This window comes from Streptomyces sp. NPDC048566, from assembly GCF_043199735.1.
Lineage (GTDB): Bacteria > Actinomycetota > Actinomycetes > Streptomycetales > Streptomycetaceae > Streptomyces.
This window is the reverse complement of the sequence record NZ_JBICWL010000010.1, coordinates 138,842-161,908: the sequence shown is the minus strand read 5'-3', so window position 1 is coordinate 161,908 and position 23,067 is coordinate 138,842. Positions and strand designations below refer to the sequence as shown.

Genomic DNA, 23,067 nt, shown 5'->3' with positions numbered 1-23,067 from the left:
TCCACCGGTGCCCCGGTCACCCGCGGCGGCGGCGTGCCCGTGGAGGGAACCGGTGCGTGCGGTCGCACCGGTGGCAGAACCCCGAAGGGAGCCGTTCGTGACCACGGCGAAGGACCTGTTCATCGTCACGATGGACAGGGAGCCGGACCACCCGGTGGGGCAGGGAGACCTCTCGCTCGCCCTCGCGGGCGCGGAGGTGATCGACCTGGTCGGCACCGAGATCCTCGGGCTGGACGGCGACCGCATGGTGCCGCGGCCGGCCACGGCGACGGACGACCGACTGCTGGACGAGGCGGCGTCGGCGCTCGACCGGCGGGCACCGTACGAGCGGGTCGAGGACTGGCTGTGGCGCAGGGGCCGCGATCTGGCCGCCGTCTACCAGCGCGACCTCGAACAGTCGGGGCAGCTCGTCCGGCAGAAGCGCGGCCGGCTCTCGTTCAAGGGCGAGCGCATGGAACTCACCGACTCCCCGGCGCGTACGCGCGCGCTGCACCGCTGGGCGGCGGACGAGCCCGTCCTGCTCGCTCTGGCCGCGGTCGTCGGAATCCCCGCCGAGCAGGCGGAGGACACGCCCGCCGTGGCCGACGAGAGCGCCACCACCGTCCTGGTCGCCGTGCACGACGCGGTGATGGAACTGGAGGCGGTCCGCCAGCGGCGGTCCATCGAGAAGGCGGCGTTCGCCAACATCTGGCGCGGCTGAGGCGCCGCCGGCCGGCGGACCGGGCGAACCGGTCCCGAGGCGGGGCCGACCGCTTAGCCGGACGTCTCCCGGGCCCGCCGCAGGCTGTCGCGCGCCGCCTCCACCTGCGCCTCCACCCGGGGCGCGCGCCGGGCGCGCAGCGTGTCGGAGACGCGCTGGAGGGTCTTGGTGAGCGGGTTCCGGTCCTGCCCCTCGGCGGCGGCCCGCACGGCGGAGGCCGCGTCACGGAACTCCTCCATGTCGGCGAGCGCGGCGTGGGCCAGTTCCGTCGCCTCCCGGTACAGGTCGCGGGACCGGGTCATGGCCTCGAGGGCCTCGGCGTAGGAGGCCGCCTGGGCGCGCGCCCGGGCCAGCTCCTCCTCCAGTGTCAGCAGCCGCCACTCCTTCCGGAGCGCGGTGAGGGCCGCCGCCGCGTCGTCCGGCATCGGCCAGGGCAGGGCGGCGAACCGCGCGACCTTGTCCAGCAACTCCGTCGGTGCGGAGCCGTCGAGGAAGACGCTCCGGACGCTGTGGTCCTCCGGGTCGTAACCGACGCGGGCCGGGGTGCCGGGCAGGATCACGGCCCCGCCGCGCGGCACCGACGCGTCCAGGTCGCCGAGGGCCCAGTTGACCGCGTGATACTGCTCCGGCGAGGCCCGGTGCTCCACCACCCGGTGCCGCAGGGCGGGCGGCAGCAGCCGGACCAGCGGCAGCCGGCCCTCGCGGTCGGGCGTCATCGCCTCGTGGACGACGACGTGGATGCTCCAGCTGTGCCGGCCGCTGTCCTTGATCAGCCGGCGCAGCACGGCGTCGTCCTTCGGCAGAGGGTTGACGTCCCGCAGCCGCAGCCCGGTCGCCGCGTCGCGTTCCCAGTCCAGGCCGCCGTCCGCGGGCCAGAACACCTCGGCGGGGGACTGCCACGCCTCCTCCCAGGCCCGCTCGGCCTCGGCCGCCAGCGTCCAGCGGCGGTCGCCGCCGACCTCCTCCCGGGCGTCCGTGACGAGCCGCGCCCGGACCGTGACGCCGTCCGCGGCGAACCAGCGGGCCTCGAAGACGTGGCCGCCGGGGACCGTGGCGTCCCCCGTCTCCAGGAAGTCCTGGATGCGTTCACTGCTCTTGAGTTCCCGCAGCCGCTCGCGGACGGCGTTCTGCGGTGCGGGGCCGCTGTGGCGTCCGGCGGCCAGCCAGACGGTGTCCGGAGCGGTGGGACGGTCTGTGGAGGACTTCGGCATGAGTCACTTTGCTGGTGGGTGGTGGTGTGCAGTCCCAGTATGGTCACCTCGCGCCGCGATCCGGGGACGTGGCCCCCAGGAGGGTCACGGACGTCCGCCCTCGCGGGAGAAGCGAGCACTTCAAGGCCGTCTACGACGCTTTGTTCGCATCGGGCGAGTTCGTGGACGCCGGTGCCCGCCGCCTGCTGCGGTGATCGCCGCGGGCGCCTGTTCCGGGTATCGGCTTTTTCGCCCTTTTCGGGTTGTTTTCTGCGGAATTACCGGTCCTCGGTTGTTGACTTTTGGTCACCTTCGTTAGGAGGTCGGCTGCCTCCCCGGCCGTTCCGCCGGTTGGGGCGCCCGGTGTCGGTCACGTTTCGAGCACGTGAGGTGCGGGGTCTTGACGGCGGTCGGGTGATCCGGCTGTCATTACGCCCACGTTGTTCGGTCAAGTTGGTTTCTGATCGATTTTAGCGGCTTGCCTGCCGCTCATCCGCCTGGCCGAACCCTGCCCTCAGGAGCCGTCATGCCCCTTCACCACCCCGGTCCCTCCGTCCCCGCCCCCAGCCGTCGCACCCTGCTCCGCGCCATCGGTGGCGCGGCGGCGCTGGGCGCGGGCATACCCCTGCTCGGCGCCTGCGGCGGCAGCGGGAGTTCGGCCGACCCCAAGACGGTCACGCTCGGCTCCAACGCCTCCGACGCCGTGCCCAAGAAGGCGTTCGCCGACATCTACGCCGCCTTCAGGAAGCAGTCCGGCATCACGGTCGACGTGAACACGAAGGACCACAACACCTTCCAGGAGCAGATCAACTCCTACCTCCAGGGCACACCGGACGACGTGTTCAACTGGTTCGCCGGCTACCGCATGCAGTTCTTCGCCTCCAAGAAGCTCGCCTCTCCGATAGACGACGTGTGGGACGAGATCGGGGACGGGTTCCCCGACGCCATGAAGAAGCTCAGCAAGGGCGAGGACGGCAGGTACTACTTCGTGCCGCTCTACACGTACCCCTGGGGCGTCTTCTACCGTAAGAGCGTCTTCCGGCAGTACGGCTACGAGGTCCCCGCCACCTGGGACCGGCTGGTCGCCCTGTGCAAGCGGATGAAGAAGGACGGCTTGGTGCCGATCGCCTTCGCCGACAAGGACGCGTGGCCGGCGATGGGCACCTTCGACCAGATCAACTTCCGTCTCAACGGCTACGACTTCCATGTCGAGCTGATGGCCGGCAAGGCGTCCTGGACCGACCCGAGGGTCAAGGCCGTGTTCGACCACTGGGCGGAACTCCTTCCCTACCACCAGGACGGCTTCATGGGCCGCACCTGGCAGGACGCGGCGCAGGCCCTGGTGGCCAAGAAGGCCGGCATGTACCTCCTCGGCTCCTTCGTGGCGCAGCAGTTCACGGACCAGGCCGATCTCGACGACCTCGACTTCTTCGCCTTCCCCGAGATGGACCCCGCCCACGGCCAGGACACCGTGGAGGCGCCCACCGACGGCTTCATGGTCAGCAGGTCCCCGAAGAACCGCAGCGGTGTCGTCGAACTCCTCCGCTACCTCGGCACCCCCGCCGCCGAGCAGATCTACCTCCGGGCCGACTCCAGCGTCGTCGGCGCCTCCGCCAAGGCGGACACCTCGTCCTACAGCGCGCTCCAGAAGAAGGCCTACGACATGATCAGCGGCGCCAAGAGCCTCACCCAGTTCATGGACCGCGACTCCCGTCCGGACTTCACCTCCACGGTGATGCAGCCGGGCCTGCAGAAGTTCCTCCAGAATCCCCGGGGTGTCGACGATCTGCTGTCCTCGATCGAGCGCCAGAAGAAGACGATCTTCGCGTCCGCATGATCGCCGAGACCGACATGAAGACCCCGGAGGCCGCCGCCGCGCCGCCTCCCGGGCCCGCACCCGAGCGGACGGCGGCCCCGCGGGGCCGCCGGCGTCTGCTGACCCGACGCGACCGCGTCACGCTCGCCCTCATGGCCGGTGTTCCCACGGTCCTGCACGTGACCCTCGTCTGGGTCACCGCGCTCGCCTCGATCACCTTGGCCTTCACCACCTGGGACGGCATCGGATTCGACTCCATCACCTGGGTCGGTCTGCGCAACTTCCGGGAACTGTTCACCGACAACCCGCAGTTCTGGCCGGCGCTCCAGCACAACGTCATCTGGTTCGCCGCGCTCATCCTGGTCCCCACGCCGATGGGCCTGTTCCTCGCGGTACAGCTCGACAAGCACATCCGGTTCAGCCGCGTCTACCAGACGGCGTTCTTCCTGCCGGTCGTCGTCTCCCTCGCGGTCACCGGCTTCGTCTGGCAGCTCGTCTACAACCCCGACACCGGCCTGATCAACAGCCTGGCGGGCACGAACAGGCCGGGCCACTACATCGACTGGATCGGCGACCCGCACCTGAACCTGTGGGCCGTCCTCGTCGCCGCCTCCTGGCGGCACACCGGGTACATGATGATCCTCTACCTGGCGGGCCTCAAGGGAGTCGACCCCTCACTGCGCGAGGCGGCGGCGCTCGACGGAGCGGGCGAGTGGCAGACGTTCCGAAGTGTCGTCTTCCCGACCCTGCGGCCCACCAACACCGTCGTCCTCGTCGTCACGATCATCGAGGCGCTGCGCGCCTTCGACCTGGTCTTCGTCTTCAACAAGGGCGCGCAGGGCACCGAACTGCTGTCGATCCTGATCACCGACAACATCATCGGAGAGTCCAGCCGGATCGGCTACGGATCGGCGATCGCCGTCGTCCTGCTGGTCATCTCCCTCGCGGTCATCATCCCGTACCTGATCGCGACCTTCCGGAAGGAGCGGCGCGCATGAGCACTCCTACCACCGCACTCGGCCGCGGGCGCCCGCCGGTCCGCCCGGCCCGGCTGCTGCTGCACGTGTTCCTCGTCGTCACCTCGCTGGCCTGGCTCGCCCCGCTGCTGTGGGCGGTCCTCGCCGCCCTGCGCCCGTACGCCGAGACCAGCGACAGGGGCTACGTCTCGTGGCCGCACGCACTGAGCACGGACAACTTCACGACCGCCTTCCGGCAGTCCGACATGGCGCACTACCTCGGCAACACGCTCCTGATAGCGGTCCCCGCCGTCCTCCTGACACTGTTCCTGTCGTCGATGGTGGCCTTCTACGTCAGCCGCTTCGACTTCCGGCTCAACGTGTTCCTGCTGCTGGTGTTCACCGCGGGCAACCTGCTGCCCCAGCAGGTCATCATCACCCCGCTGTACCGGATGTACCTGCTCGTCGACCTGCCCGGCATCACGCAGAGCGGCAAGCTCTACGACTCCGCGCTCGGGCTCGTCCTCATCCACGTGGCCTTCCAGTCCGGCTTCTGCGCGTTCGTGCTCAGCAACTACATGCGCATGCTCCCCGTGGAACTGACGGAGGCCGCCCTGGTCGACGGCGCCTCGGTGTGGCGGATGTACTGGCAGATCGTGCTGCCCCTGTGCAGGCCGGCCATGGCGGCCCTGGCCACGCTGCTCTCCATCTGGATCTACAACGACTTCTTCTGGGCCATCGTGCTGATCTCGACCGGCGAGAACATGCCCATCACCTCAGCGCTGAACAACCTCTCCGGGCAGTACTTCACCGACCCCAACCTGGTGGCCGCCGGTGCCCTGCTCACCGCCGTGCCCACGCTCGTCGTGTACTTCGCCCTCCAGCGCCAGTTCGTCAGCGGCCTGACCCTCGGCGCCAACAAGGGCTGACGCCGGGGACACGACCGAAGGGGGCCCGCACCGCGGAGGTGCGCGCCCCCTTCGCGTCCCGTTCGCCGTGCTGCCGGCCGGGCGCTGTCAGCGTCCGGCCCAGCGCCGTACGCGGGATGTCGCCGTTCGGGTCATCTCCTGGGCCCTGCCGCGCAGTTGCTCCCGGCGTCCGGCCCGCTCGACCGCCGGGTCGCCCATGGCCCGGCCGACCGACTCCGTCACCCTGCCCTTGAGCTGTGTCACCTTCGGATTGCCCTTGAACCTCATCGCCGTCCTCCCGGGGGGACCTCCGGCGCCGCTTCGCGGCCTCCCTCACCGTCTGGCCCGCCGACGCCCCCGCAAACCGGCCGGACCGCCGCGAGCCGGATCGCGGCGGGTTTCCGCGCGCCGACTGCGGGGACCCGGAGGAAAGGAGCCCGGAGGCGCAGGGAAGCAGGTCCCGAACGGGCCGGACACAGAAGGAAGATGAAGCGTCGTGACCGCGGACACCAGCAGCAGGACCATCATCCGGACCGAGACGGAGTGGGCCGAGGCGCGCCGTCGGGGGAGTGGTCCGCGGACCTGTGTCCCCGCGACCATCGACCGGACGGCCCGCCCGGACCGGCCCGTCCCCGAGGGCAACATCGTCCGGGGCGAGGACTGAGCGCCCCCGCGGAGGACGACCGTCCGGGCGCCGGGGACGGGGGCGGGCGGGGGGGGGGGGCCCCGCGCCGCGGCCCCCCCCGGGGCGGGCCGCCCCCCCGCCCGGCCGCGGGGGGGGCCGGCCCCCCCCGGGGGCGCCCCCCCGCCGGGGGGCGGGGGCGGGCCCGGGCGGGCCCCCCCCCCCCCGGGGGCCCCCCCCGCCCGTTCCCGTCCCCACGCGCGGGCCCTGTCCGCGGCGGTCACCGGCGCACCGGATGGGGGCGCCCTCCCGCCTCGGGAGGGCGCCCCCATCCGGTGGGCTCGGCGGTCCGGGTCAGGCGGAGCGGGTCACGCGCCGCCGTCCGCCTCGGACCGCAGGCGCCGGACCTCGTCCTGCGGCGCCTGCCGGAGGCCGTCGTCCTGCGGCACCTCCGGCACGTCGTCGGGGACCAGATGGACCGCCGCCTCCTCGGCGGACGCCGCGGCACCGTCGATCCCGACGTCCTCGGCGAGCATGTCGTTCTCGGCGTCCTCCAGGGCGTCCCCGTCGTAGCCCACCAGACGCCCCGCGCGGTCCCCGCCCACCTCGCCGTCCAGCGGCTCGCCGGCACCGTCCTCCAGGTCGCCCACCCCGTCGTCGGCCGCGTCCGGTTCCTCCAGCGCGGGGTCCCGCCGCTCCTCGGCGAGCCGCTCGTCGAGGGTCTCGCCCTCGCGTTGCTCACGCTCCGTGATGCCCTGGTGTTCGACGCCCAGCGGGCGCTCGGGCGGTGACCATCCCTCGTCGTAGGGGTCGGCGCCCCGGTCCTCCAGGGTGTCCTCCGCGTCGAGGATGCCCTCGTCCTCGCGGTCGTCGAGGCCCTCCGGCTGGTAGACCTCGTCCCCCATGGCGTCGTCCTCGCTCTGGCTGCCCATGTCGTCAGCGACCTCCGGATGGTTCGAAACGTGTCATCGCCCCGCGTACCCAGGCTCGCCCGGCCCACCCGTTCCGGCACGCCGGGCGAGCCGTGCGCACCCACGGTGACCGTTCGCGGCGGGCGGTGATCCGCGGCCCGGATGTTTGGCCCCGGCCTGGACGGTCACCCGGGTTCCAGCAACCGATGTCGAGCCTGATGGGGAAGTGAGCAGTTGTGGCTGGCGACCAGAAGGCCAAGGCCAAGATGGAACAGGCCAAGGGCAAGGCCAAGGAGACCACCGGACGCGCGGTGGGCAACGAGCGGATGACCGCCGAGGGCCGCGCCGAGAAGGCCAAGGGCGACGCACGGCAGGCCAAGGAGAAGACGAAGGACTCCTTCAAGCACTGACGTCGCACGGCCTCGGGCCGTGCCGGGTGGGGCCCGTTCCCCGGAACGGGCCCCACCGGCCTGTCCGGGCACCGGTGCGCCCGGCGTCCGTGTTGCCGTCCGGCCGCGCGGGCCGAGGATGGTGGGGAGCGGCGGAGAGGAGCACCCGGCGTGGGAGCGGTGCACGCGCGGACAGGCGGGCGGGGCGACGGTGCGCGGGAGCCGGCCGAAGGAGCCGATCCGCGGCGCTGGCGCGCCCTGTGGGTGACCCTGGCCGCCGGGTTCATGAGTCTGCTCGACGTCACCATCGTCGCCGTCGCCCTGCCGTCCATGCAGCGTGACCTGCACGCCTCCGCCCCGGCCATCCAGTGGGTCGTCTCCGGATACGCCCTCACCTTCGCCCTGGTGCTGGTGACCGCCGGACGCCTCGGTGACGCGATGGGCCGGCGGAGGATCTTCCTGACGGCGCTCGCGGCCTTCGTCCTGTGCAGCGCGGCGGCGGGTGCCGCCGGGGGCATCGGCTGGCTCGTCGCCGCCCGGCTGGCGCAAGGGGTGGCCGCCGGATGCCTCGCCCCGCAGAACTCCGCCCTCATCCAGCAGATGTTCCGCGGCGCCGAGCGCGGACGGGCCTTCGGCCTCTTCGGGGCCACCGTCGGCATCTCCAGCGCCGTCGGCCCCGTCGTCGGCGGACTCATCCTGAACCTCGCCGACGGGCCCGGCGGATGGCGCTGGATCTTCTACGTGAACGTGCCCGTCGGGGCCGTCGCCCTCCTGCTGGGCCTGCGCCTGCTGCCCAGGGTCGCCCCGGGGCGCCGGGAGCGCCTCGACCTGCCCGGCGTTCTGCTCCTCGGGTGCGGGGTGCTCGCGCTGATGCTGCCGCTGGTGATGGCGGAGTCCGGCGGCGTCCGCGAACTGTGGTGGCTCTTCCCCGCGGGAATCGCTTTCCTCGGGGTGTTCGCCCGCTGGGAACGGCACCTCGCGGCGGCCGGCGGCCGCCCGCTGCTGGACCCCCGGCTGGTCACGAGCACCCGCGGCTACGCGGCCGGCGCGTCCATCGCCGCCCTGTACTTCGTGGGGTTCAGCGGGGTCTGGCTGGTGTTCGCCCTGTACTTCCAGGACGGTGAGGGGTTCTCCCCGCTGCGCTCGGGGCTCGCCGTGACACCGTTCGCGCTCGGCTCGGCCGCGGCGGCGGTGATCGCCGGACGGCTGGTGGAGCGGTTCGGACGGCTGCTGACGGTCTGGGGTCTCGGTGCCGTCGCACTCGGGCTCGGCGGCGCCGTCCTGGTGCTGCGCTCGGGAGCCTCCGGCGGCGCGGTCTGGTGGACGGCCCCCGCCCTGTTCGTGGGCGGGCTGGGCAGCGGGTGCGTCATCTCGCCCAACGTGACCATGACCTTGCGCGACGTCCCCGTGCGGATGGCGGGCGCGGCGGGCGGCGCGCTCCAGACGGCCCAGCGACTGGGCGGCGCGGTCGGCACGGCCGCGCTGCCGGGCCTGTTCTACCTGGTGCTCGGCACGGGACACCGCGACTACCGGTCGGCGGTGGCGGTCGCCGTCGGGACGGGAACCCTCGTCATCCTCCTGGCGTTCGCCCTCGCCGTGCGCGACTGGCTGCGCGACCGCCGCCCCGGCCGGCCGCCCGGCCCGCCGGAGTGGTCGCACGACCCGACGCACGCCAGTCACTCCTGAACCCGGACGGCCGCGCGCCCGCCCGGGGCTGCCGCGGCGGCGCCCGGGAGGCGCCGCCGTCACCGGCCCGCCGCGACTGCCCGCCCGGTCGGGGCGCCGGTCGCGCACCCGTGCGCCGGACACGGGCGGGGCCTTCGGCACCCCGGCTTCCGCGCCGTCACGGTATCGGGCGATTCGGGCGGCGCGACGCGTCCCGCATGCCCCACGATGGTGAGGTCGGTGCCCTTTCGGCAGGGGCCGGGGAGGACGGGGAGAACGGTATGGAGTACTACGATCTCGGCACCCACGGCCGGCCGGTCACGACCACGTCGCCCGAGGCCCAACGGTGGTTCGACCGCGGCCTGGTGTGGTCCTACGCCTTCCACCACGAGGAGGCCGTCCACTGCTTCGAGACCGCAGCCGCCGCCGACCCCGACTGCGCGATGGCCTACTGGGGCATCGCCTACGCGCTCGGCCCCAACTACAACAAGCCGTGGGAGTTCTTCGACGGCGACGACCTGGTCCGTACGGTCGAGCGGACGCACTCCGCGGCGCGGCTCGCCCGGGCCAAGGCGGCCACCGCCACCCCCGTCGAACAGGCACTGATCGGCGCGCTCGGACACCGCTATCCCCGGGCGGACCCGGTCGAGGACTGCTCGGTCTGGAACGCGGCCTACGCGGAGGGCATGCGCGCCGCCCACGCGAGCGCCCCCGACGACCTCGACGTCGCCGCCCTCTACGCCGACGCCCTCATGAACCTGACCCCCTGGCAGCTCTGGGACCTGCGGACCGGCGAACCCGCCGAGGGAGCCCGGACGTCCGAGGCCAAGGCGGTGCTGGAGCGGGCGCTGGCCACGGAGGAGGGGGAGCGGCACCCCGGTCTGCTGCACTTCTACATCCACCTGATGGAGATGTCCCCCACGCCGGAGGCGGCCCTGCCCGTCGCGGACCTGCTGCGCGGTCTGGTGCCCGACGCGGGCCATCTCCAGCACATGCCCACGCACCTGGACGTGCTGTGCGGCGACTACCGGCGGGTGGTGGCGGACAACGCCACCGCGATCGCCGCGGACGAGAAGTACCGCGCGCGGTCCGGCGCCATGAACTTCTACACCCTGTATCGGTCGCACGACTACCACTTCCGGATCTACGGGGCCATGTTCCTCGGCCGGGAGAGGATCGCGCTGGAGACCGCCGCACGCCTGGAGGACTCCATTCCCGAGGAACTGCTCCGGGTGGAAAGCCCGCCCATGGCGGACTGGCTGGAGAGCTTCCTCGCGATGCGGGTCCACGTGCTGATCCGGTTCGGCCGCTGGGAGGACATCCTGCGCCTGCCGCACCCCGCCGACCCGCGGCTGTACTGCGTGACGACCGCGATGCTCCACTACGCCCGCGGTGTCGCCCTGTCCGCGACCGGCCGCACCGACGAGGCGGGCGCGGAACGCGCGCTGTTCCGCGAGGCGGTGGCCCGCGTGCCCGCGACCCGCATGCTGTTCAACAACACGTGCGCCGACATCCTCGCGATCGCCTCGGAGATGCTCGACGGAGAACTGGCCTACCGCCGGGGCGACCACGCCACCGCCTTCGCCGCCCTGGAGCGGTCGATCGCGCTGGACGACGGCCTGCCCTACGACGAGCCCTGGGGCTGGATGCAGCCGACCCGGCACGCCTACGGCGCCCTGCTGCTGGAACAGGGCCGGGTGGCGGAGGCGGAGGCCGTCTACCGCGCCGACCTCGGCATCGACGACACCCTGCCCCGCCCCTCCCGGCACCCGGGCAACGTCTGGGCTCTGCACGGCTTCCACGAGTGCCTGGTCCGGCTCGGCAGGGCGGGCGAGGCGCAGATCGTGGCGCAGCAGCTCAAGCTGGCACTCGCCCAGGCGGACGTGCCGATCGAGGCGTCGTGCTTCTGCCGCCTGGAGACGTCGCGGTCCGCACCCGGCACCGGGGCCGCGCGGCACGACTGCTGCTGACGGCCGGCGCCGCGGCCCGGGGCCCGGGCCGCGGCGCGTCCCCCTCCGGCGGGCCGCGGCCGGGTGCCCGCGGCAGCCGCGCCTTCACGGTGTGAAGGAACCGTCCGGGGACCGCCGGGAGGTCCCGGCGGTCCCCGTCCAGGTCACGCCGCTCGCGGACACCCGCCATGACGCCCGCCATGACACCCCGCGGGACGGCGAGTTGAAGAAACTCGCGTCACGGCTCTTGCCACCCCAATGGTTCATTACTTAAATCAAACCGTGAACTAAGCGCGCCGGAAGGCTAGTTCACGCTCACGGGCCGCACGGGCAGAACTCGCTCCTGCGCCCCCTTCCCGTGCGCCCGCTCCGCTCGTCACCCCACCCGCATGGAGTCACGGCATGAAACTGAGAACGTTGGGTGTCGCGCTGGCCGCCATGGCCGCGCTCGTCACCCTGCCCCTGAACAGCCCGGCCGCGGCGGCCGATCTGCCGCTGTCCCAGGGCAGGACCGCCACGTCGTCCTCCGACGAGAACGGGGGCACCTCCGCCGCCAAGGCCGTCGACGGCGACACCTCGACCCGCTGGTCCTCCGCCGCCCTGGACACCCAGTGGCTCCAGGTCGACCTCGGCTCCTCGGCGACCATCACCAAGGTCGTCCTCGACTGGGAGACCGCGTACGGGAAGGACTACAAGATCCAGACGTCCCCCGACGGGACCACCTGGACCGACATCAAGACCGTGACCGGCGGAGACGGCGGCACCGACAGCCTCGACGTGTCCGGCCAGGGCCGCTACGTGCGGATGTACGGCGTGCACCGCGGAACGCAGTACGGCTACTCCCTCTGGGAGTTCCAGGTCTTCGGCACCGCCGGCACCACCCAGCCCGCGGGCTGCGACAGCGCCAACGCCGCCCAGGGCAAGCCGGCGAGCGCCTCCTCCACGGAGAACGCCGGTACCCCCGCCTCGGCCGCGTTCGACGGCAACACCGGGACCCGCTGGTCCAGCGCGGCCTCCGACCCGCAGTGGCTCCAGGTCGACCTCGGGTCCTCCATGTCCCTGTGCCGGGTGGACCTCGACTGGGAAGCGGCGTACGGCAAGGCCTTCAAGATCCAGTCCTCGGCCGACGGCCAGAGCTGGACCACGCTGAAGTCCGTGACCGACGGCTCCGCCGGCTCGACCTCCTACGACGTGTCCGGCCAGGGCCGCTACGTCCGGATCTACGGCACGACCCGCGGCACCGGATACGGGTACTCACTCTGGGAGGTGGCCGTCCACACCGGCTCCGGCGGAGGCGGCGGTCCCGTCCAGGGCGGCGGCGACCTCGGCCCCAACGTCATCGTCGTCGACCCCTCGACCCCCAACCTGCAGGCGAAGTTCGACCAGGTCTTCGCCCAGCAGGAGTCGAACCAGTTCGGCACCGGCCGCTACCAGTTCCTGATGAAGCCCGGCACCTACAACGGCATCAACGCGCAGGTGGGCTTCTACACCTCGGTCTCGGGCCTCGGCCTGAACCCGGACGACGTCCACATCAACGGTGACATCACCGTCGACGCGGGCTGGTTCAACGGCAACGCGACCCAGAACTTCTGGCGTTCGGCGGAGAACCTGTCGATCACCCCCTCCAACGGCACCGACCGCTGGGCGGTCGCCCAGGCCGCCCCCTTCCGCCGCATCCACGTGCAGGGCGGGCTCAACCTCGCGCCCAACGGCTACGGCTGGGCCTCCGGCGGCTACATCGCCGACTCCAAGATCGACGGCACGGTCGGCCCCTACTCGCAGCAGCAGTGGTACACCCGGGACAGCTCCGTCGGCGGCTGGACCAACGGCGTCTGGAACATGACGTTCTCCGGTGTGCAGGGCGCCCCGGCCACCAACTTCGACTCCGGTCCGTACACCACCCTCGACAACACCCCCGTCTCGCGCGAGAAGCCGTACCTCTACCTGGACGGCAACGCGTACAAGGTGTTCGTGCCCGCCAAGCGCACCAACGCGCGCGGCGTGTCTTGGCCCAACACGGCCGGGTCGTCGATTCCGCTTGACCAGTTCTACGTGGTCAAGCCCGGCGCGACCGCGGCGACCATCAACACCGCCCTCGCCCAGGGCCTGAACCTGCTCTTCACCCCGGGCGTCTACCACCTCGACCAGACCATCAACGTGACCCGGGCGAACACCGTCGTCCTCGGCCTCGGTCTGGCGACCATCATCCCGGACAACGGCGTCGACGCCATGCACGTGGCGGACGTCGACGGAGTCAGGCTCGCCGGGTTCCTGATTGACGCCGGCCGCTCCAACTCCGGCACCCTGCTGCAGATCGGCGCGCCCGGCAGCTCCGCCGACCACGCCGCGAACCCCACCACCATGCAGGACGTGTTCGTGCGCATCGGCGGCGCGGGCCCCGGCCTGGCCACCAACTCCGTCGTGATCAACAGCGACGACGTCGTCGTCGACCACACCTGGCTCTGGCGCGCCGACCACGGCCAGGGGGTCGGCTGGGACACCAATCGCGCCGACTACGGCCTCGTGGTCAACGGTGACGACGTCCTCGCCACCGGTCTGTTCGTCGAGCACTTCAACAAGTACGACGTGCTGTGGAACGGCGAGCGCGGACGCACGATCTTCTTCCAGAACGAGAAGGCGTACGACGTGCCGAACGCCGCCGCCGTCACCCATGACGGCATCGTCGGATACGCGGCCTACAAGGTCGCCGATTCCGTCAACGTCCACGAGGCGTGGGGGCTGGGAAGCTACTGCAACTTCACCTCGGACCCCTCGATCGTCCAGGCCCACGGCTTCCAGGTGCCGGTCAAGACGGGGATCAAACTGCACGACATCCAGGTGATCTCGCTGGGCGGCAAGGGCCAGTACGCCCACGTCGTCAACAACACCGGCGCCCCCACCTCGGGCACCGACACCATCCCCTCGAAGGTCACGCTCTTCCCGTGACCTGCGCACCCCTCCCCGGGGCCGTGACCGCGGCGGCGGCAACGGGCCCGGGGAGGTGGTGGCGCCGAGGGTGATCCCGCCGTCGGCGCCACCGGCACCCGTGCGCCGTTCCGCGGGGCGGCGCCGCGCCGTGCCCGGTCCGCCGGGCCCGGTTTGCCGGGCCCGGCGTTCTCAGGACACGGGGCGGCCGAGTCGCTCCGGCCGCCGCTCCCGCGGCGGCACGCCGTCCGGTCCGGGCGCGGCGAGCGGGCCGTCGTGGGTCCGCGCGCCCTCGTGGTCGGGTGGCCTCGCCGGCTCCACCAGCGCGGCGTGCGCGAGGAGTCGGCGGGCCAGCTCACGTGCCTCGGCCGGGGTGAGCGAGGCCCAGACCCCGTGCTCGTCGCCCTGATCGGGCCCCACGTCCAGGGTGACGCGCCCGACCGGGTGCTCCGGACAGAACAGCCGCAGTTCCTTCACGGCGATCCTCCGGCCGCAGGACGTCACCAGCGGTGCGTCGGCCGCCCTCGCTCCGCCCAGACCCTGTCCGGACCTCGTCATCGCTCTCACGCCCTTCCCTGGAAAGCATCGTCCGCCGGCGCCCCGTCCGGTGCGGGACCCGGTCGCCCCGGTCGCCGCCGGCTGTTCGGATCAGCGCCCGTGGGGCCGGATTTGTTCCCACCGTCCGCCCGCGGGCCGCACGGCCGTGCGGGCGGAGGGCGTCTCACACCGATGGCCCGTCCGAGTGGCGGCCCGCCCGCCGCGCCCCTAGTAATGGGCAGCGGGCCGCGAACGGATTCGGGGACCGGAGAGCGGTCGCACCGTGCGTCGCCTGCGCGGCCGCAGCCAGTATTTGGAGCAAAGAAGATGAGCACCCCCCTTTCCTCTCCCGCCCCGGACCGTTCCGGCACGACCCTCGACGCCCACGACACACCGCCCGCACCGCCGCACCCCGACCCGTTCCAGGGACTGGTGCACGCGGCTGTCGCCGACCGGTCCCTGGACGAGGTCATCCAGCTCATCAAGCTGCTGGAACAGTCACCGGACCACGCCCGCGCCGCCGTCGACGCACTCCGAGCCGCGGGGGTGGACCGTTCCGTCGACGACGTCGGCCGGCTGGTGGCCGAACTGGCCAGCCCGCCTCGCGATCCCGGCAGCGCGGACGAGGTGATCCGCTCGGCGGCCGAGTCCCGCCCCGTCGAGGACGTCAGCCGTCTGATGGCGCTGCTCCACCGGCCGTCCGTCGAGTCCCACTGCGCCGAGGAGGCCGTACGGGCCGTGGCGGCCGGCCGGCCGGTCGAGGAACTCGTCGAACTCATCGGCCGGTTGTCCGACGAGCGGGCCCGCGGGGACGGCACGGTCGCGGACGGCACCGGGCCGGACCCCTTCGACGGCGCGGAGCCGTCCGGAACTCGGCCCGCGGAGACCGGCACCGTCCGCGCGGCCGAGCCCGGCGGACCGGCGCCCGCCGCCTCACGCGGACCGGGCAGGCCCACACCCCGGGAGCGCGGCGCCGCCGCACCGCGGACGAGCGGGGAGCGCGATCCGGTGAGATCCGCGGCGCCTCCGGACTGGCCGCGCCGGCTCGCCGCCCTCGCCCTCGTCGCCTGCGGAGCGATGTTCCTGCCTCTGCGCCACGACGGCGCCACGCTGCCCGTCCAGGGCTTCGGCGTCGCGGTGTTCGCGCTGTGCCTGCTGCTCGGGGTCTGTCTGCTGCTGCGCGGCGCGGTCCCCCTGCTGGCCGGCGCGGTGCTGGTGCCGTCGGCCCTCGCGGTCCTCGAACTCGGGCGCGACAGCCTCCGATCGACGTCCCTGTCCCAGGCATTGGCCACCACGGCGGCACCACCGTGGGCCGCCGCGGCGGCGTCGGCGGTCACGGCTCTCCTGGCTCTGGCCGCGCTGCTCGCCGCCCTCGTCGCGGGCCGTGCAGCCCGCGGGCGTCCGGCACCGGCGACGGCGGAGGCGACGGCCGCCACGCCGGAGGGCACGCCGACCGGCTGACGGCGGCGGCGCGGAGCCGTCCGCCCGGCGAGCGGCGCGCCGACGGCGTGTCCGCTCCCCGGGCGGAAGCCGGGCGGAAGCCGGGCGGAAGCCGGGCGGGAGGGGAAACCGGTCCGGCGGTCGCCGGGCGGGAGGCGCCCGGGTCGCGGCGGACGCCCGGCCGATCAGCGGGTCGCGGAGCCCTTCTTGGTGCGCAGGGCCCCGAGTCGTTCCAGCAGCAGACCCTCCCGGGTGGACCACGGGGAGATCTCCACGCTCGTGGCACGGCAGGCGCTCATCAGCGCCTCCGCCACCAGGGCCCCGGCCAGGGACTGTCCGGCGCGGTGGCGTGAGATGCCGGGCAGCCGGCTCCGGCCCTGGGAGCCCTGCCCGGCCAGGACGCGCACCGCGGCCCGTACCTCGTCGATCGTCAGCCGCTGCCGGCCCGACGACCGGGGGCGGCCGGCGCTGGTGTAGCGGGCGAGCTGGGTGAACGTCTTGGAACAGGCGAGGACCCGCCCGTCCGGGTCGGCCCGCGGCAGGTCGCTCACCTCGGCCAGGCGGGCGCCGAGGTGGTCGCGGACCTCGGCCAGCCGCCGCTTGGAGGACACGGCCTCGTTCAGGCGCCACGCACGCGTGACCGTCCGGGCGCCCAGGGGGAGGGACAGCGTGGTGCGCGGCTGTCTCGCGCTGCCGGCCGCGATCTCGACCGTGCCGCCGCCGATGTCGAGGACCAGCAGCGACCCCGGCTCACCGCCCGCCCAGTGGCGCGCCGCCACGTAGGCGAGCCGCGCCTCCTCCTCGCCGGACAGCACCCGCAGCCGGGTGCCGGTGGCGCGGGCCACCTGGGCCAGCACTTCCTCCCGGTTGGGCGCGTCGCGGATGACGGAGGTGGCGAACGCGTACACGTCGGGCAGGCTCTCGCCGTCCTCGGCGAGGGTTTCGGCCACGGCGAGCTGCACGCTGCGCACGCCGGTCTTGTCCAGCCGGCCGTGGGCGTCGAGCGTCTCGTGCAACTGGAGCCGTACCTTGCGGGACAGCACCGGTTCCATGTCGGTTCCGCCGCGTCGGCGCGCCACGGTGAGCAACGCGCTGTGACACCCGACGTCGAGTACGCCTGCCTGCCGCACGTGGGGACCCCCGTATTCCTCGGATGAGAGAACATCGAACGCACCATTGTCGCGCACGGCGCGCCGGGAGTCCCGACAGGATGCCGCCACGATGGCCGGAACCGGTCGTCGTCCGGTCCGGAACCGACCGGGCACGAGGGAAAATGAGGGCGGTGCGTCCCGCCCGCCGGGAGGCTGTCCGCACGGCCCGGGGTCCGGACCCGGCGGTGCGGGGCCCGGACCCGGTCGTGCTGCGTGTGTGGTGCGGCGCTCCGTTCCGGCCGCGGGGGAGTGTCAGGCGGCGGACCGTGCCACGTCGCCGTCCGGGGCGTCGGCGAGCCCCACGACCGCGGTGATGCGCTTGCCGACCGGTTCGCGGTGCACCTCGAAGGCCTGGCACACGCCCATCACGATCTCCAGGCCGTGCTGCCCGACCCGGCCCACGTCGGCGGCGCGCGCGACCGGCAGCGTCGGGTCGGAGTCCCAGACGGTCGCCCGTACGGCGCCCTGCTCGACGCTCAGCGACAACAGGCAGGGCCCGCCCGCGTACTTGACCGCGTTCGTCACCAGTTCGCTGACGACCAGGGGAACCATGCCCATGACGCGCCCCGAGACGGGCAGACCCGCGACGGCCTGCACCTCGGCCAGGAAGTCGCGGGCGAACGCGCGCGCCCGCGCGATGCACGCGGAGTCCCCGTCGTACGCGACGGACGCCTCGATCAGCGCACCCCGTTGACTCCGCTGTTCCGCTTCACTCACCGACCGGCCCATGTGTCCCGTCCCGCTTCCGCCCGTTCCGACGTACGGGCGTCTGCCCCGAAAGCCGTGCTTCACTCCACCCGGTCGCGGGATCGTCCGCGACGCGCCGGACCACGGCCCCGCCGGCGTCATCGCCCGTTCAGCCGTCCGTGACCGTCGCCGTGACCGGGGTGCCGATCTCGACGGTGCGGCTGACCGTGCAGAGCCGGTCGTGCGAGGTACGGACCGCGCGCGGCAGGATGGCGCGGGCGCGCTCGGCGGACTCGCCGTCGGCGAACGCCACGTCGAAGGAGACCGCGAGGCCGGTCAGCCGGTTTCCCCGCTCGTCGGAGACCTTGTCGCCGGTCACGGTGACCGTGAACCGCTCGGGCTCCGCGTGCCGGGTCGTCGCCACGTCGACGTCGACCGCGCTGCACCCGCCGAGCGCGGCGAGCAGCAGTTCGACGGGTGTGAAGGAGTCGTCGCCCGCCGCGCCGGTGCCGAAGGACACGGTCCCGCCGCGTTCGTTCCTCGCGGTGAACCGCCCGGCCCCGGTCCGCTCGACGGTGACCCGCCGCTCGTTGTTGTCCGTCATGACCGCGACCCTACGGCGTCACGGTCCGGAGTGCCTCGCCGGGAAATCCGCTGGAGCGGCCCGGCCGTGCCGCCCATACTTCCCGCATGGAACCCGTGACCCTGACGACGGAGCGGCTCGTCCTGCGACCCTTCACCGGCGACGACGCCGACGCCGTGTACGCGGCCTGTCAGGACCCGGACATCCGGCACTACACTCCGGTACCCACTCCCTACCGGCGCGACGACGCCGCGGTCTTCGTCGGCGTCACCGCGCCGCGGGGGTGGGCGGAGAACCGGGACCACATCCTCGGGGCGTTCCGCGCCGACACCGGGGCGCTGGTCGGGTCGTTCTGCCTGACGAGGTTGTTCGAGGGGGTCTACGAGCTGGGGTACTGGGCGGCGGCGGAGCAGCGCGGCCAGGGCTACGCACGGGAAGCGGCGCGGGCCCTGTGCGACTGGGGCTTCCGCGCGCTCGGCGCCCACCGGCTCGAATGGTGGGCGATGGTCGGCAACGAGCCGTCGCGCGCGCTGGCGGAGCGGCTCGGCTTCACCCTGGAGGGGACGCTGCGCGGCCGCGACAAGGTCGACGGCGAGCCGCACGACTGGTGGGTGGGCGGACTCCTCGCAACCGGCCCGGCCCCGGCGCCCTGAACCGGCGGGCCGCCGCGCCGTCCGCCGGCCCACGACCGGCCGCCCTGGCTACGCCCTCCGCCGGTCGTCGGCCGACCACCCGCCCTATGTGGCAGGGGTGACAATTGACAGACCCGGCGCGGATGGTCAGGGTGGCTCCATGCCAGAGACGAGCCGGCCGCCCGGTCTGCGGGAGCGGAAGAAGGACGAGACCCGGCGCGGACTGCGCGAGGCCGCCGGGCGGCTCTTCGCCGAACAGGGCTTCGCGCAGACCACCGTGGCCGACATCGCGGCCGGGGCGAATGTCTCGGAGCGGACGTTCTTCCGCTACTTCGACAGCAAGGAAGCCCTCCTGCTGCCCGACGGGGCCGAACTGTACGCGCGGATCGAGCAGGCGTTCCTGGCCCGGCCGCGCGGCGAGGAGCCCCTCGCGGCGGCCTGCGGAGCCATCACCGATGCCGTCGCCTACTTCGCCTCCAGCAGTCTGACGGCGCTCGCGCACCCCCTCGGGGAGATCCGGGAGCAGGCCCGCGAGGGCCTGTCCCGGCAGTTCCAGCAGTTCGAGGAGCGCCTGACCGAACTCGTCCTGGAGCGCCTGCCGCAGGATGCGCCGGACGCCGATCTGCAGGCCGCCGTGATCGCCAACTGCGCCCTGTCCGCCGCCCGCGCCGTCCTGCGGACGCTGCGCAACCGCCGTACCGCCAACATTCCGGCGGAGCCCGACCGCCTGCTTCCGCAGGCGTTCGTGTTCCTCTCCATGATCGGAGCCACCAGGCCGTGAGCCGTCGCCGTCGAGTCGTCATCACCGCTCTGTGCCTCACAGCCGTTCTCGCCGCGGCCGGCACCGCCGACGTCGTCGTGGAGCACAGGGTGCGGGGGAGGGTCGCGGAGGCCGCCGCCTGCCGGCTCGGTGCGACCCGGGGGGTCCAGGTCGACCTGGACGGCACCCTCGCCGGACTCCGGGCGCTGACCGGCACGATCGGCACCGTCCACGTCGGCGCCGACGGTGTCCGCCGCCGGGGCGCGGACTTCGACGTGGACGTCTACCTGCGGGACGTGTCGACCGGCGGATCGTCATCCGGGGGTACCGCCACCGCCACCGTCGGGTACGCCGCCCTCGACCGGACCGCGGACGCGCGTGGCGCCGCGGACGGGCTGAAGACCGGGACGGACGGCACCCACCTCACGCTCAGCGGCACGGCGGGCGGTACCGGCATGCCCGTCACGGTCGTGACGAAGCTGACGACGACCGCGCACAGCCTCACCATCACCCCCGCCACCGTCCGCGTCCTCGGCCGGGACCTGCCGGTGTCGACGCTTTCCGCGCTGCCGGGGGCCGGGGCGTTCGCGGACCGACTGAAGCCGCGCACGATCGACATCGGCAAGCTCCCGGACGGTGCCACGCTGACCGGCGCCCACGCCGCGGAGGACGGCCTCGTCCTGGACTTCGACGTGGCCGCCGGGGGACTGAAGGCACGCGCCGGGGCGTCCGGGTCGGCGGCCTGCGGAGCCGGCGGGGGCCGGATCGACGGCTGACCGCCGCAGCGCCGCCCACGGGGCGCCGCGGTCCTCCGGGACCGCGGCGCCCCGCCGTGTTCCCCGGCCCGCCGGTGTCCCTACGGGCCCTCCGCCCCGCGGGGAACGGGTCTCCGCCGCCGGCCGGCCGGAATCCCGCAGGGCCCGGCACGCGGCCGCGTGCGCCGAGCGGCCTCGCACCCGCCAGTAAAGTGGCACAACTGACAATTGACGGCCATGCCACTTTGGCGCTTAGGTGGTGGCAGCCCTGTCACATGTCCTGGAGGCGTGGTGTCCCTTCCCCCTGCCCGGCGGCCGTCGCTTCTGCACCGGACCGGCGTCCTCTGCGCCCGCCATCCCGTCCGGGTGATCGCCGTATGGCTGCTGGTCCTGGCCGCCTCCTTCGCCGGCCGGCACGCCGTCGGAGCGTCCTACGGCGACGAGGTGAGCCTCCCGGGCAGCCAGACCGCCCTCGGCGCCGACCTGCTGGAGCGGTCCGACCCGGCGGCGGGCGCGCCGAACGGCAAGGTCGTCCTCCACGTCGGCTCCGGCACCGTGGCCGGCCACGGCGGCGGACTCGACGCCACGCTGGACCGCCTGCGCCGCCTGCCGCACGTCACCGCCGTCTCCGCCCCGGTGACCAGCACCGACGGCGCGACCGCGTACACGACCGTCTCCTTCGACGAGAAGACCAAGGCCCTCGGGCACGCCTACACCGAACGGCTCGACGCGGCGACCGCCCCCGCGCGGGACGCCGGGATATCCGTCGCCTACGGCGGCGATCTCCACGACGTCGTCCGCGCCCCCGCAGGCGACGCCACCGCCGAGGCCGTCGGTGTCGGTGCCGCCCTGATCGTGCTGCTGCTCGCCTTCGGCAGCGTCGCCGCGGCCCTGATGCCGCTGGCCACCGCCCTCGTCAGCGTGGGCGTCGGGCTGGGCGTCGTCGGCATCGTGGCGGGCACCCTCACCTTCGCCACCGCCGCACCCACCCTCGCGACGATGATCGGGCTCGGGGTCGGCATCGACTACGCGCTCTTCCTCGTCACGCGGTTCCGGCAGTACCTCATCGAGGGGGAGGACCCCCGGACCGCCGTCGGGCGGACGACCGCGGTCAGCGGCCGGGCCGTCCTGGTCGCCGCGGTCACCGTCGCCGTGGCCCTGCTCAGCCTGTACGCGTGCGGGCTGACCATGGTGGGACGGCTCGGTCTCGCCGCCACCATCGCCGTCGCCGTCACGGCCGCCGCCGCCCTCACCCTGGTGCCCGCCGCCATGGGCCTCGTCGGCGGACGGGTGGACGTGCTGCGGGTGCGCCGCACCCCGGTCGCCGAGAGCGCGGGACACCATGACGGCTGGCACCGCTACGCGCGGCTCGTCGCGCGCCGCCCGTGGACGTTCCTCACCGCCGGGTCCCTCCTCGTCGCCCTGTGCGCGGTCCCGCTGTTCTCCCTGCGCCTCGGGCACATCGACGACGGGGCGGACCCGGTCGGCAGCAGTACGCGCACCGCCTACGACTGGATCGCCGACGCGGAGGGCCCCGGCTTCGGCCCCGGCGTCAACGGCCCGTTCACCCTGGTCGTGGACCTGACGGGCGCGACCGCGCCGGCCGACGCGGTCGCCGGCCGGGTCACCGGCGCCCTCGCCCGGACCCCCGGCGTGGCCCGTGTCACCCCGCCCCGGACCAGCCACGACGGCAGCATCCTGGTCACCACCGTCGTCCCCTCCACGGGCCCGCAGTCCGCCGCCACCTCAGACCTGTTCGAGGACCTGACCGACACGGCCGTGCCCGGCGCGCTGGAGGGGACCGGCGCGGTCGGCCGCCTGACCGGCACCACCGCGGGGCAGCTCGAGTTCCGTGACACGGTCACCGAACGCCTGCCCCTCATCGTCGGCATCGTGCTGGTCGCCGCGTTCCTGCTGCTCATGGTCGTCTTCCGCAGCCTGGTGATCCCGCTGAAGGCGGTCGCCCTGAACGTGCTCACCACCGCCGCGTCGTACGGCGTCCTGGTCGCCGTCTTCCAGTGGGGCTGGGGCGACGGCCTGCTCGGGATGAGCGAGCCCGTGCCGATCGAGTCCTACGTGCCCATGATGATGTTCGCGATCGTCTTCGGGCTCTCGATGGACTACGAGATCTTCCTGCTGTCCCGCATCGCCGAGCAGTGGCACGCCGGCCACGACAACGAGCGTGCGGTCGGCACCGGCCTGGCGCTGACGGGGCGGGTCATCACCTGCGCGGCCCTCATCATGACGGCCGTGTTCCTCTCCTTCACCGGTTCACCCACCGTCGTGGTCAAGATGCTCGCGCTCGGCCTGGCCATCAGCGTCATCCTCGACGCCACCGTGGTGCGCCTGGTCCTGGTCCCGGCCCTGATGTTCCTGATGGGCCGGGCCAACTGGTGGCTCCCGCGCCCGCTGGACCGCATCCTCCCGCACACCACCGTCTGACCGCCGTCCCCGCCCGCACACGGCATCGCGGGCGGGCGGCGCGGCGGAA

21 protein-coding genes are annotated in these 23,067 nt (G+C 73.3%); 14 read left to right on the top strand and 7 right to left on the bottom strand.

What is annotated here, in order from left to right:
* Positions 1–97 precede the first annotated feature (97 nt).
* The gene (locus ACGFS9_RS18170) at positions 98–700 is read left to right on the top strand and encodes a GPP34 family phosphoprotein (RefSeq protein WP_393254284.1); all 603 of its coding nucleotides are present in this window, start codon (positions 98–100) and stop codon (positions 698–700) included.
* Positions 701–753: 53 nt separating this feature from the next.
* On the opposite strand, the gene ACGFS9_RS18165 is transcribed toward ACGFS9_RS18170, so the two are convergent.
* Complete coding sequence (locus ACGFS9_RS18165; RefSeq protein ID WP_393254282.1) at positions 754–1,911, bottom strand: hypothetical protein; 1,158 nt, start codon at positions 1,909–1,911, stop codon at positions 754–756.
* Between the two features lie 505 nt (positions 1,912–2,416).
* On the opposite strand from ACGFS9_RS18165, the gene ACGFS9_RS18160 reads away from it, so the two are divergent.
* Genes ACGFS9_RS18160 through ACGFS9_RS18150 form a run of 3 tightly spaced genes read left to right on the top strand, consistent with a single transcriptional unit; the run spans position 2,417 to position 5,591 of the window.
* The gene (locus tag ACGFS9_RS18160) at positions 2,417–3,727 is read left to right on the top strand and encodes an ABC transporter substrate-binding protein (RefSeq protein ID WP_393254281.1); all 1,311 of its coding nucleotides are present in this window, start codon (positions 2,417–2,419) and stop codon (positions 3,725–3,727) included.
* The gene (locus ACGFS9_RS18155; RefSeq protein ID WP_393254279.1) at positions 3,724–4,704 is read left to right on the top strand and encodes a carbohydrate ABC transporter permease; all 981 of its coding nucleotides are present in this window, start codon (positions 3,724–3,726) and stop codon (positions 4,702–4,704) included. Before ACGFS9_RS18160 ends, ACGFS9_RS18155 begins: the two co-directional genes overlap by 4 nt.
* Positions 4,701–5,591, top strand: a complete 891-nt coding sequence (locus tag ACGFS9_RS18150; protein WP_393254278.1) for a carbohydrate ABC transporter permease — start codon at positions 4,701–4,703, stop codon at positions 5,589–5,591. Before ACGFS9_RS18155 ends, ACGFS9_RS18150 begins: the two co-directional genes overlap by 4 nt.
* 87 nt (positions 5,592–5,678) lie before the next feature.
* On the opposite strand, the gene ACGFS9_RS18145 is transcribed toward ACGFS9_RS18150, so the two are convergent.
* On the bottom strand, positions 5,679–5,858 hold the full coding sequence (locus ACGFS9_RS18145) for a CsbD family protein (protein WP_393254277.1): 180 nt from the start codon (positions 5,856–5,858) through the stop codon (positions 5,679–5,681).
* Positions 5,859–6,066: 208 nt separating this feature from the next.
* Between ACGFS9_RS18145 and ACGFS9_RS18140 the strand changes: the two genes are divergently transcribed.
* On the top strand, positions 6,067–6,234 hold the full coding sequence (locus tag ACGFS9_RS18140) for a hypothetical protein (RefSeq protein ID WP_393254276.1): 168 nt from the start codon (positions 6,067–6,069) through the stop codon (positions 6,232–6,234).
* Positions 6,235–6,560: 326 nt separating this feature from the next.
* Here ACGFS9_RS18140 and ACGFS9_RS18135 read toward each other — a convergent pair whose 3' ends face one another.
* Entirely contained in the window at positions 6,561–7,124 is a 564-nt protein-coding gene (locus ACGFS9_RS18135; RefSeq protein WP_393254275.1) for a DUF5709 domain-containing protein, read from the bottom strand.
* Positions 7,125–7,339: 215 nt separating this feature from the next.
* Between ACGFS9_RS18135 and ACGFS9_RS18130 the strand changes: the two genes are divergently transcribed.
* The 4 genes from ACGFS9_RS18130 to ACGFS9_RS18115 all read left to right on the top strand — a co-directional run bounded on the left by ACGFS9_RS18130 (position 7,340) and on the right by ACGFS9_RS18115 (position 14,052).
* Positions 7,340–7,513 (top strand): CsbD family protein, encoded by a 174-nt coding sequence (locus ACGFS9_RS18130; protein WP_393254274.1) that lies wholly within the window; start codon positions 7,340–7,342, stop codon positions 7,511–7,513.
* A 159-nt stretch (positions 7,514–7,672) separates the two neighbouring features.
* Positions 7,673–9,178, top strand: coding sequence for an MFS transporter (locus ACGFS9_RS18125; RefSeq protein WP_393254381.1), 1,506 nt, complete (start codon positions 7,673–7,675; stop codon positions 9,176–9,178).
* Positions 9,179–9,438: 260 nt separating this feature from the next.
* A complete protein-coding gene (locus ACGFS9_RS18120; protein WP_393254273.1) occupies positions 9,439–11,127 on the top strand; it encodes a tetratricopeptide repeat protein in 1,689 nt (562 codons plus the stop codon).
* A 381-nt stretch (positions 11,128–11,508) separates the two neighbouring features.
* Entirely contained in the window at positions 11,509–14,052 is a 2,544-nt protein-coding gene (locus tag ACGFS9_RS18115; protein WP_393254271.1) for a discoidin domain-containing protein, read from the top strand.
* 171 nt (positions 14,053–14,223) lie between these two features.
* Here ACGFS9_RS18115 and ACGFS9_RS18110 read toward each other — a convergent pair whose 3' ends face one another.
* The gene (locus ACGFS9_RS18110) at positions 14,224–14,589 is read right to left on the bottom strand and encodes a hypothetical protein (RefSeq protein WP_393254270.1); all 366 of its coding nucleotides are present in this window, start codon (positions 14,587–14,589) and stop codon (positions 14,224–14,226) included.
* A 306-nt stretch (positions 14,590–14,895) separates the two neighbouring features.
* Here ACGFS9_RS18110 and ACGFS9_RS18105 point away from each other — a divergent pair, with 306 nt between their 5' ends.
* Complete coding sequence (locus ACGFS9_RS18105) at positions 14,896–16,029, top strand: hypothetical protein (RefSeq protein WP_393254268.1); 1,134 nt, start codon at positions 14,896–14,898, stop codon at positions 16,027–16,029.
* 164 nt (positions 16,030–16,193) lie between these two features.
* Here the strand turns inward: ACGFS9_RS18105 and ACGFS9_RS18100 are convergent, their stop codons facing one another.
* From ACGFS9_RS18100 to ACGFS9_RS18090, 3 genes are all read right to left on the bottom strand, one after another.
* Positions 16,194–17,087, bottom strand: a complete 894-nt coding sequence (locus ACGFS9_RS18100) for a Ppx/GppA phosphatase family protein (protein ID WP_393254267.1) — start codon at positions 17,085–17,087, stop codon at positions 16,194–16,196.
* A 324-nt stretch (positions 17,088–17,411) separates the two neighbouring features.
* Positions 17,412–17,888, bottom strand: a complete 477-nt coding sequence (locus tag ACGFS9_RS18095) for an ATP-binding protein (RefSeq protein ID WP_393254265.1) — start codon at positions 17,886–17,888, stop codon at positions 17,412–17,414.
* Between the two features lie 127 nt (positions 17,889–18,015).
* Positions 18,016–18,450, bottom strand: a complete 435-nt coding sequence (locus ACGFS9_RS18090) for an OsmC family protein (RefSeq protein ID WP_393254264.1) — start codon at positions 18,448–18,450, stop codon at positions 18,016–18,018.
* Between the two features lie 86 nt (positions 18,451–18,536).
* On the opposite strand from ACGFS9_RS18090, the gene ACGFS9_RS18085 reads away from it, so the two are divergent.
* From ACGFS9_RS18085 to ACGFS9_RS18070, 4 genes are all read left to right on the top strand, one after another.
* Positions 18,537–19,082: a GNAT family N-acetyltransferase gene (locus ACGFS9_RS18085; protein ID WP_393254262.1), complete on the top strand. Its 546-nt coding sequence runs from the start codon at positions 18,537–18,539 to the stop codon at positions 19,080–19,082.
* A 139-nt stretch (positions 19,083–19,221) separates the two neighbouring features.
* The gene (locus ACGFS9_RS18080) at positions 19,222–19,842 is read left to right on the top strand and encodes a TetR/AcrR family transcriptional regulator (RefSeq protein WP_393254261.1); all 621 of its coding nucleotides are present in this window, start codon (positions 19,222–19,224) and stop codon (positions 19,840–19,842) included.
* Positions 19,839–20,597, top strand: coding sequence for an LmeA family phospholipid-binding protein (locus ACGFS9_RS18075; protein ID WP_393254259.1), 759 nt, complete (start codon positions 19,839–19,841; stop codon positions 20,595–20,597). Before ACGFS9_RS18080 ends, ACGFS9_RS18075 begins: the two co-directional genes overlap by 4 nt.
* Before the next feature lie 270 nt (positions 20,598–20,867).
* Positions 20,868–23,018, top strand: coding sequence for an MMPL family transporter (locus tag ACGFS9_RS18070; protein ID WP_393254257.1), 2,151 nt, complete (start codon positions 20,868–20,870; stop codon positions 23,016–23,018).
* Positions 23,019–23,067 lie beyond the last annotated feature (49 nt).

What these genes read in the sequence shown, in the direction of transcription:
- ACGFS9_RS18095 (WP_393254265.1), bottom strand. Translation starts at nt 17,888, where the DNA reads ATGGGCCGGTCGGTGAGTGAAGCGGAACAGCGGAGTCAACGGGGTGCG.
- ACGFS9_RS18145 (WP_393254277.1), bottom strand. Translation starts at nt 5,858, where the DNA reads ATGAGGTTCAAGGGCAATCCGAAGGTGACACAGCTCAAGGGCAGGGTG.
- ACGFS9_RS18115 (WP_393254271.1), top strand. Translation starts at nt 11,509, where the DNA reads ATGAAACTGAGAACGTTGGGTGTCGCGCTGGCCGCCATGGCCGCGCTC.
- ACGFS9_RS18120 (WP_393254273.1), top strand. Translation starts at nt 9,439, where the DNA reads ATGGAGTACTACGATCTCGGCACCCACGGCCGGCCGGTCACGACCACG.
- ACGFS9_RS18160 (WP_393254281.1), top strand. Translation starts at nt 2,417, where the DNA reads ATGCCCCTTCACCACCCCGGTCCCTCCGTCCCCGCCCCCAGCCGTCGC.
- ACGFS9_RS18110 (WP_393254270.1), bottom strand. Translation starts at nt 14,589, where the DNA reads ATGACGAGGTCCGGACAGGGTCTGGGCGGAGCGAGGGCGGCCGACGCA.
- ACGFS9_RS18105 (WP_393254268.1), top strand. Translation starts at nt 14,896, where the DNA reads ATGAGCACCCCCCTTTCCTCTCCCGCCCCGGACCGTTCCGGCACGACC.
- ACGFS9_RS18135 (WP_393254275.1), bottom strand. Translation starts at nt 7,124, where the DNA reads ATGGGCAGCCAGAGCGAGGACGACGCCATGGGGGACGAGGTCTACCAG.
- ACGFS9_RS18090 (WP_393254264.1), bottom strand. Translation starts at nt 18,450, where the DNA reads ATGACGGACAACAACGAGCGGCGGGTCACCGTCGAGCGGACCGGGGCC.
- ACGFS9_RS18155 (WP_393254279.1), top strand. Translation starts at nt 3,724, where the DNA reads ATGATCGCCGAGACCGACATGAAGACCCCGGAGGCCGCCGCCGCGCCG.
- ACGFS9_RS18150 (WP_393254278.1), top strand. Translation starts at nt 4,701, where the DNA reads ATGAGCACTCCTACCACCGCACTCGGCCGCGGGCGCCCGCCGGTCCGC.
- ACGFS9_RS18085 (WP_393254262.1), top strand. Translation starts at nt 18,537, where the DNA reads ATGGAACCCGTGACCCTGACGACGGAGCGGCTCGTCCTGCGACCCTTC.
- ACGFS9_RS18080 (WP_393254261.1), top strand. Translation starts at nt 19,222, where the DNA reads ATGCCAGAGACGAGCCGGCCGCCCGGTCTGCGGGAGCGGAAGAAGGAC.
- ACGFS9_RS18165 (WP_393254282.1), bottom strand. Translation starts at nt 1,911, where the DNA reads ATGCCGAAGTCCTCCACAGACCGTCCCACCGCTCCGGACACCGTCTGG.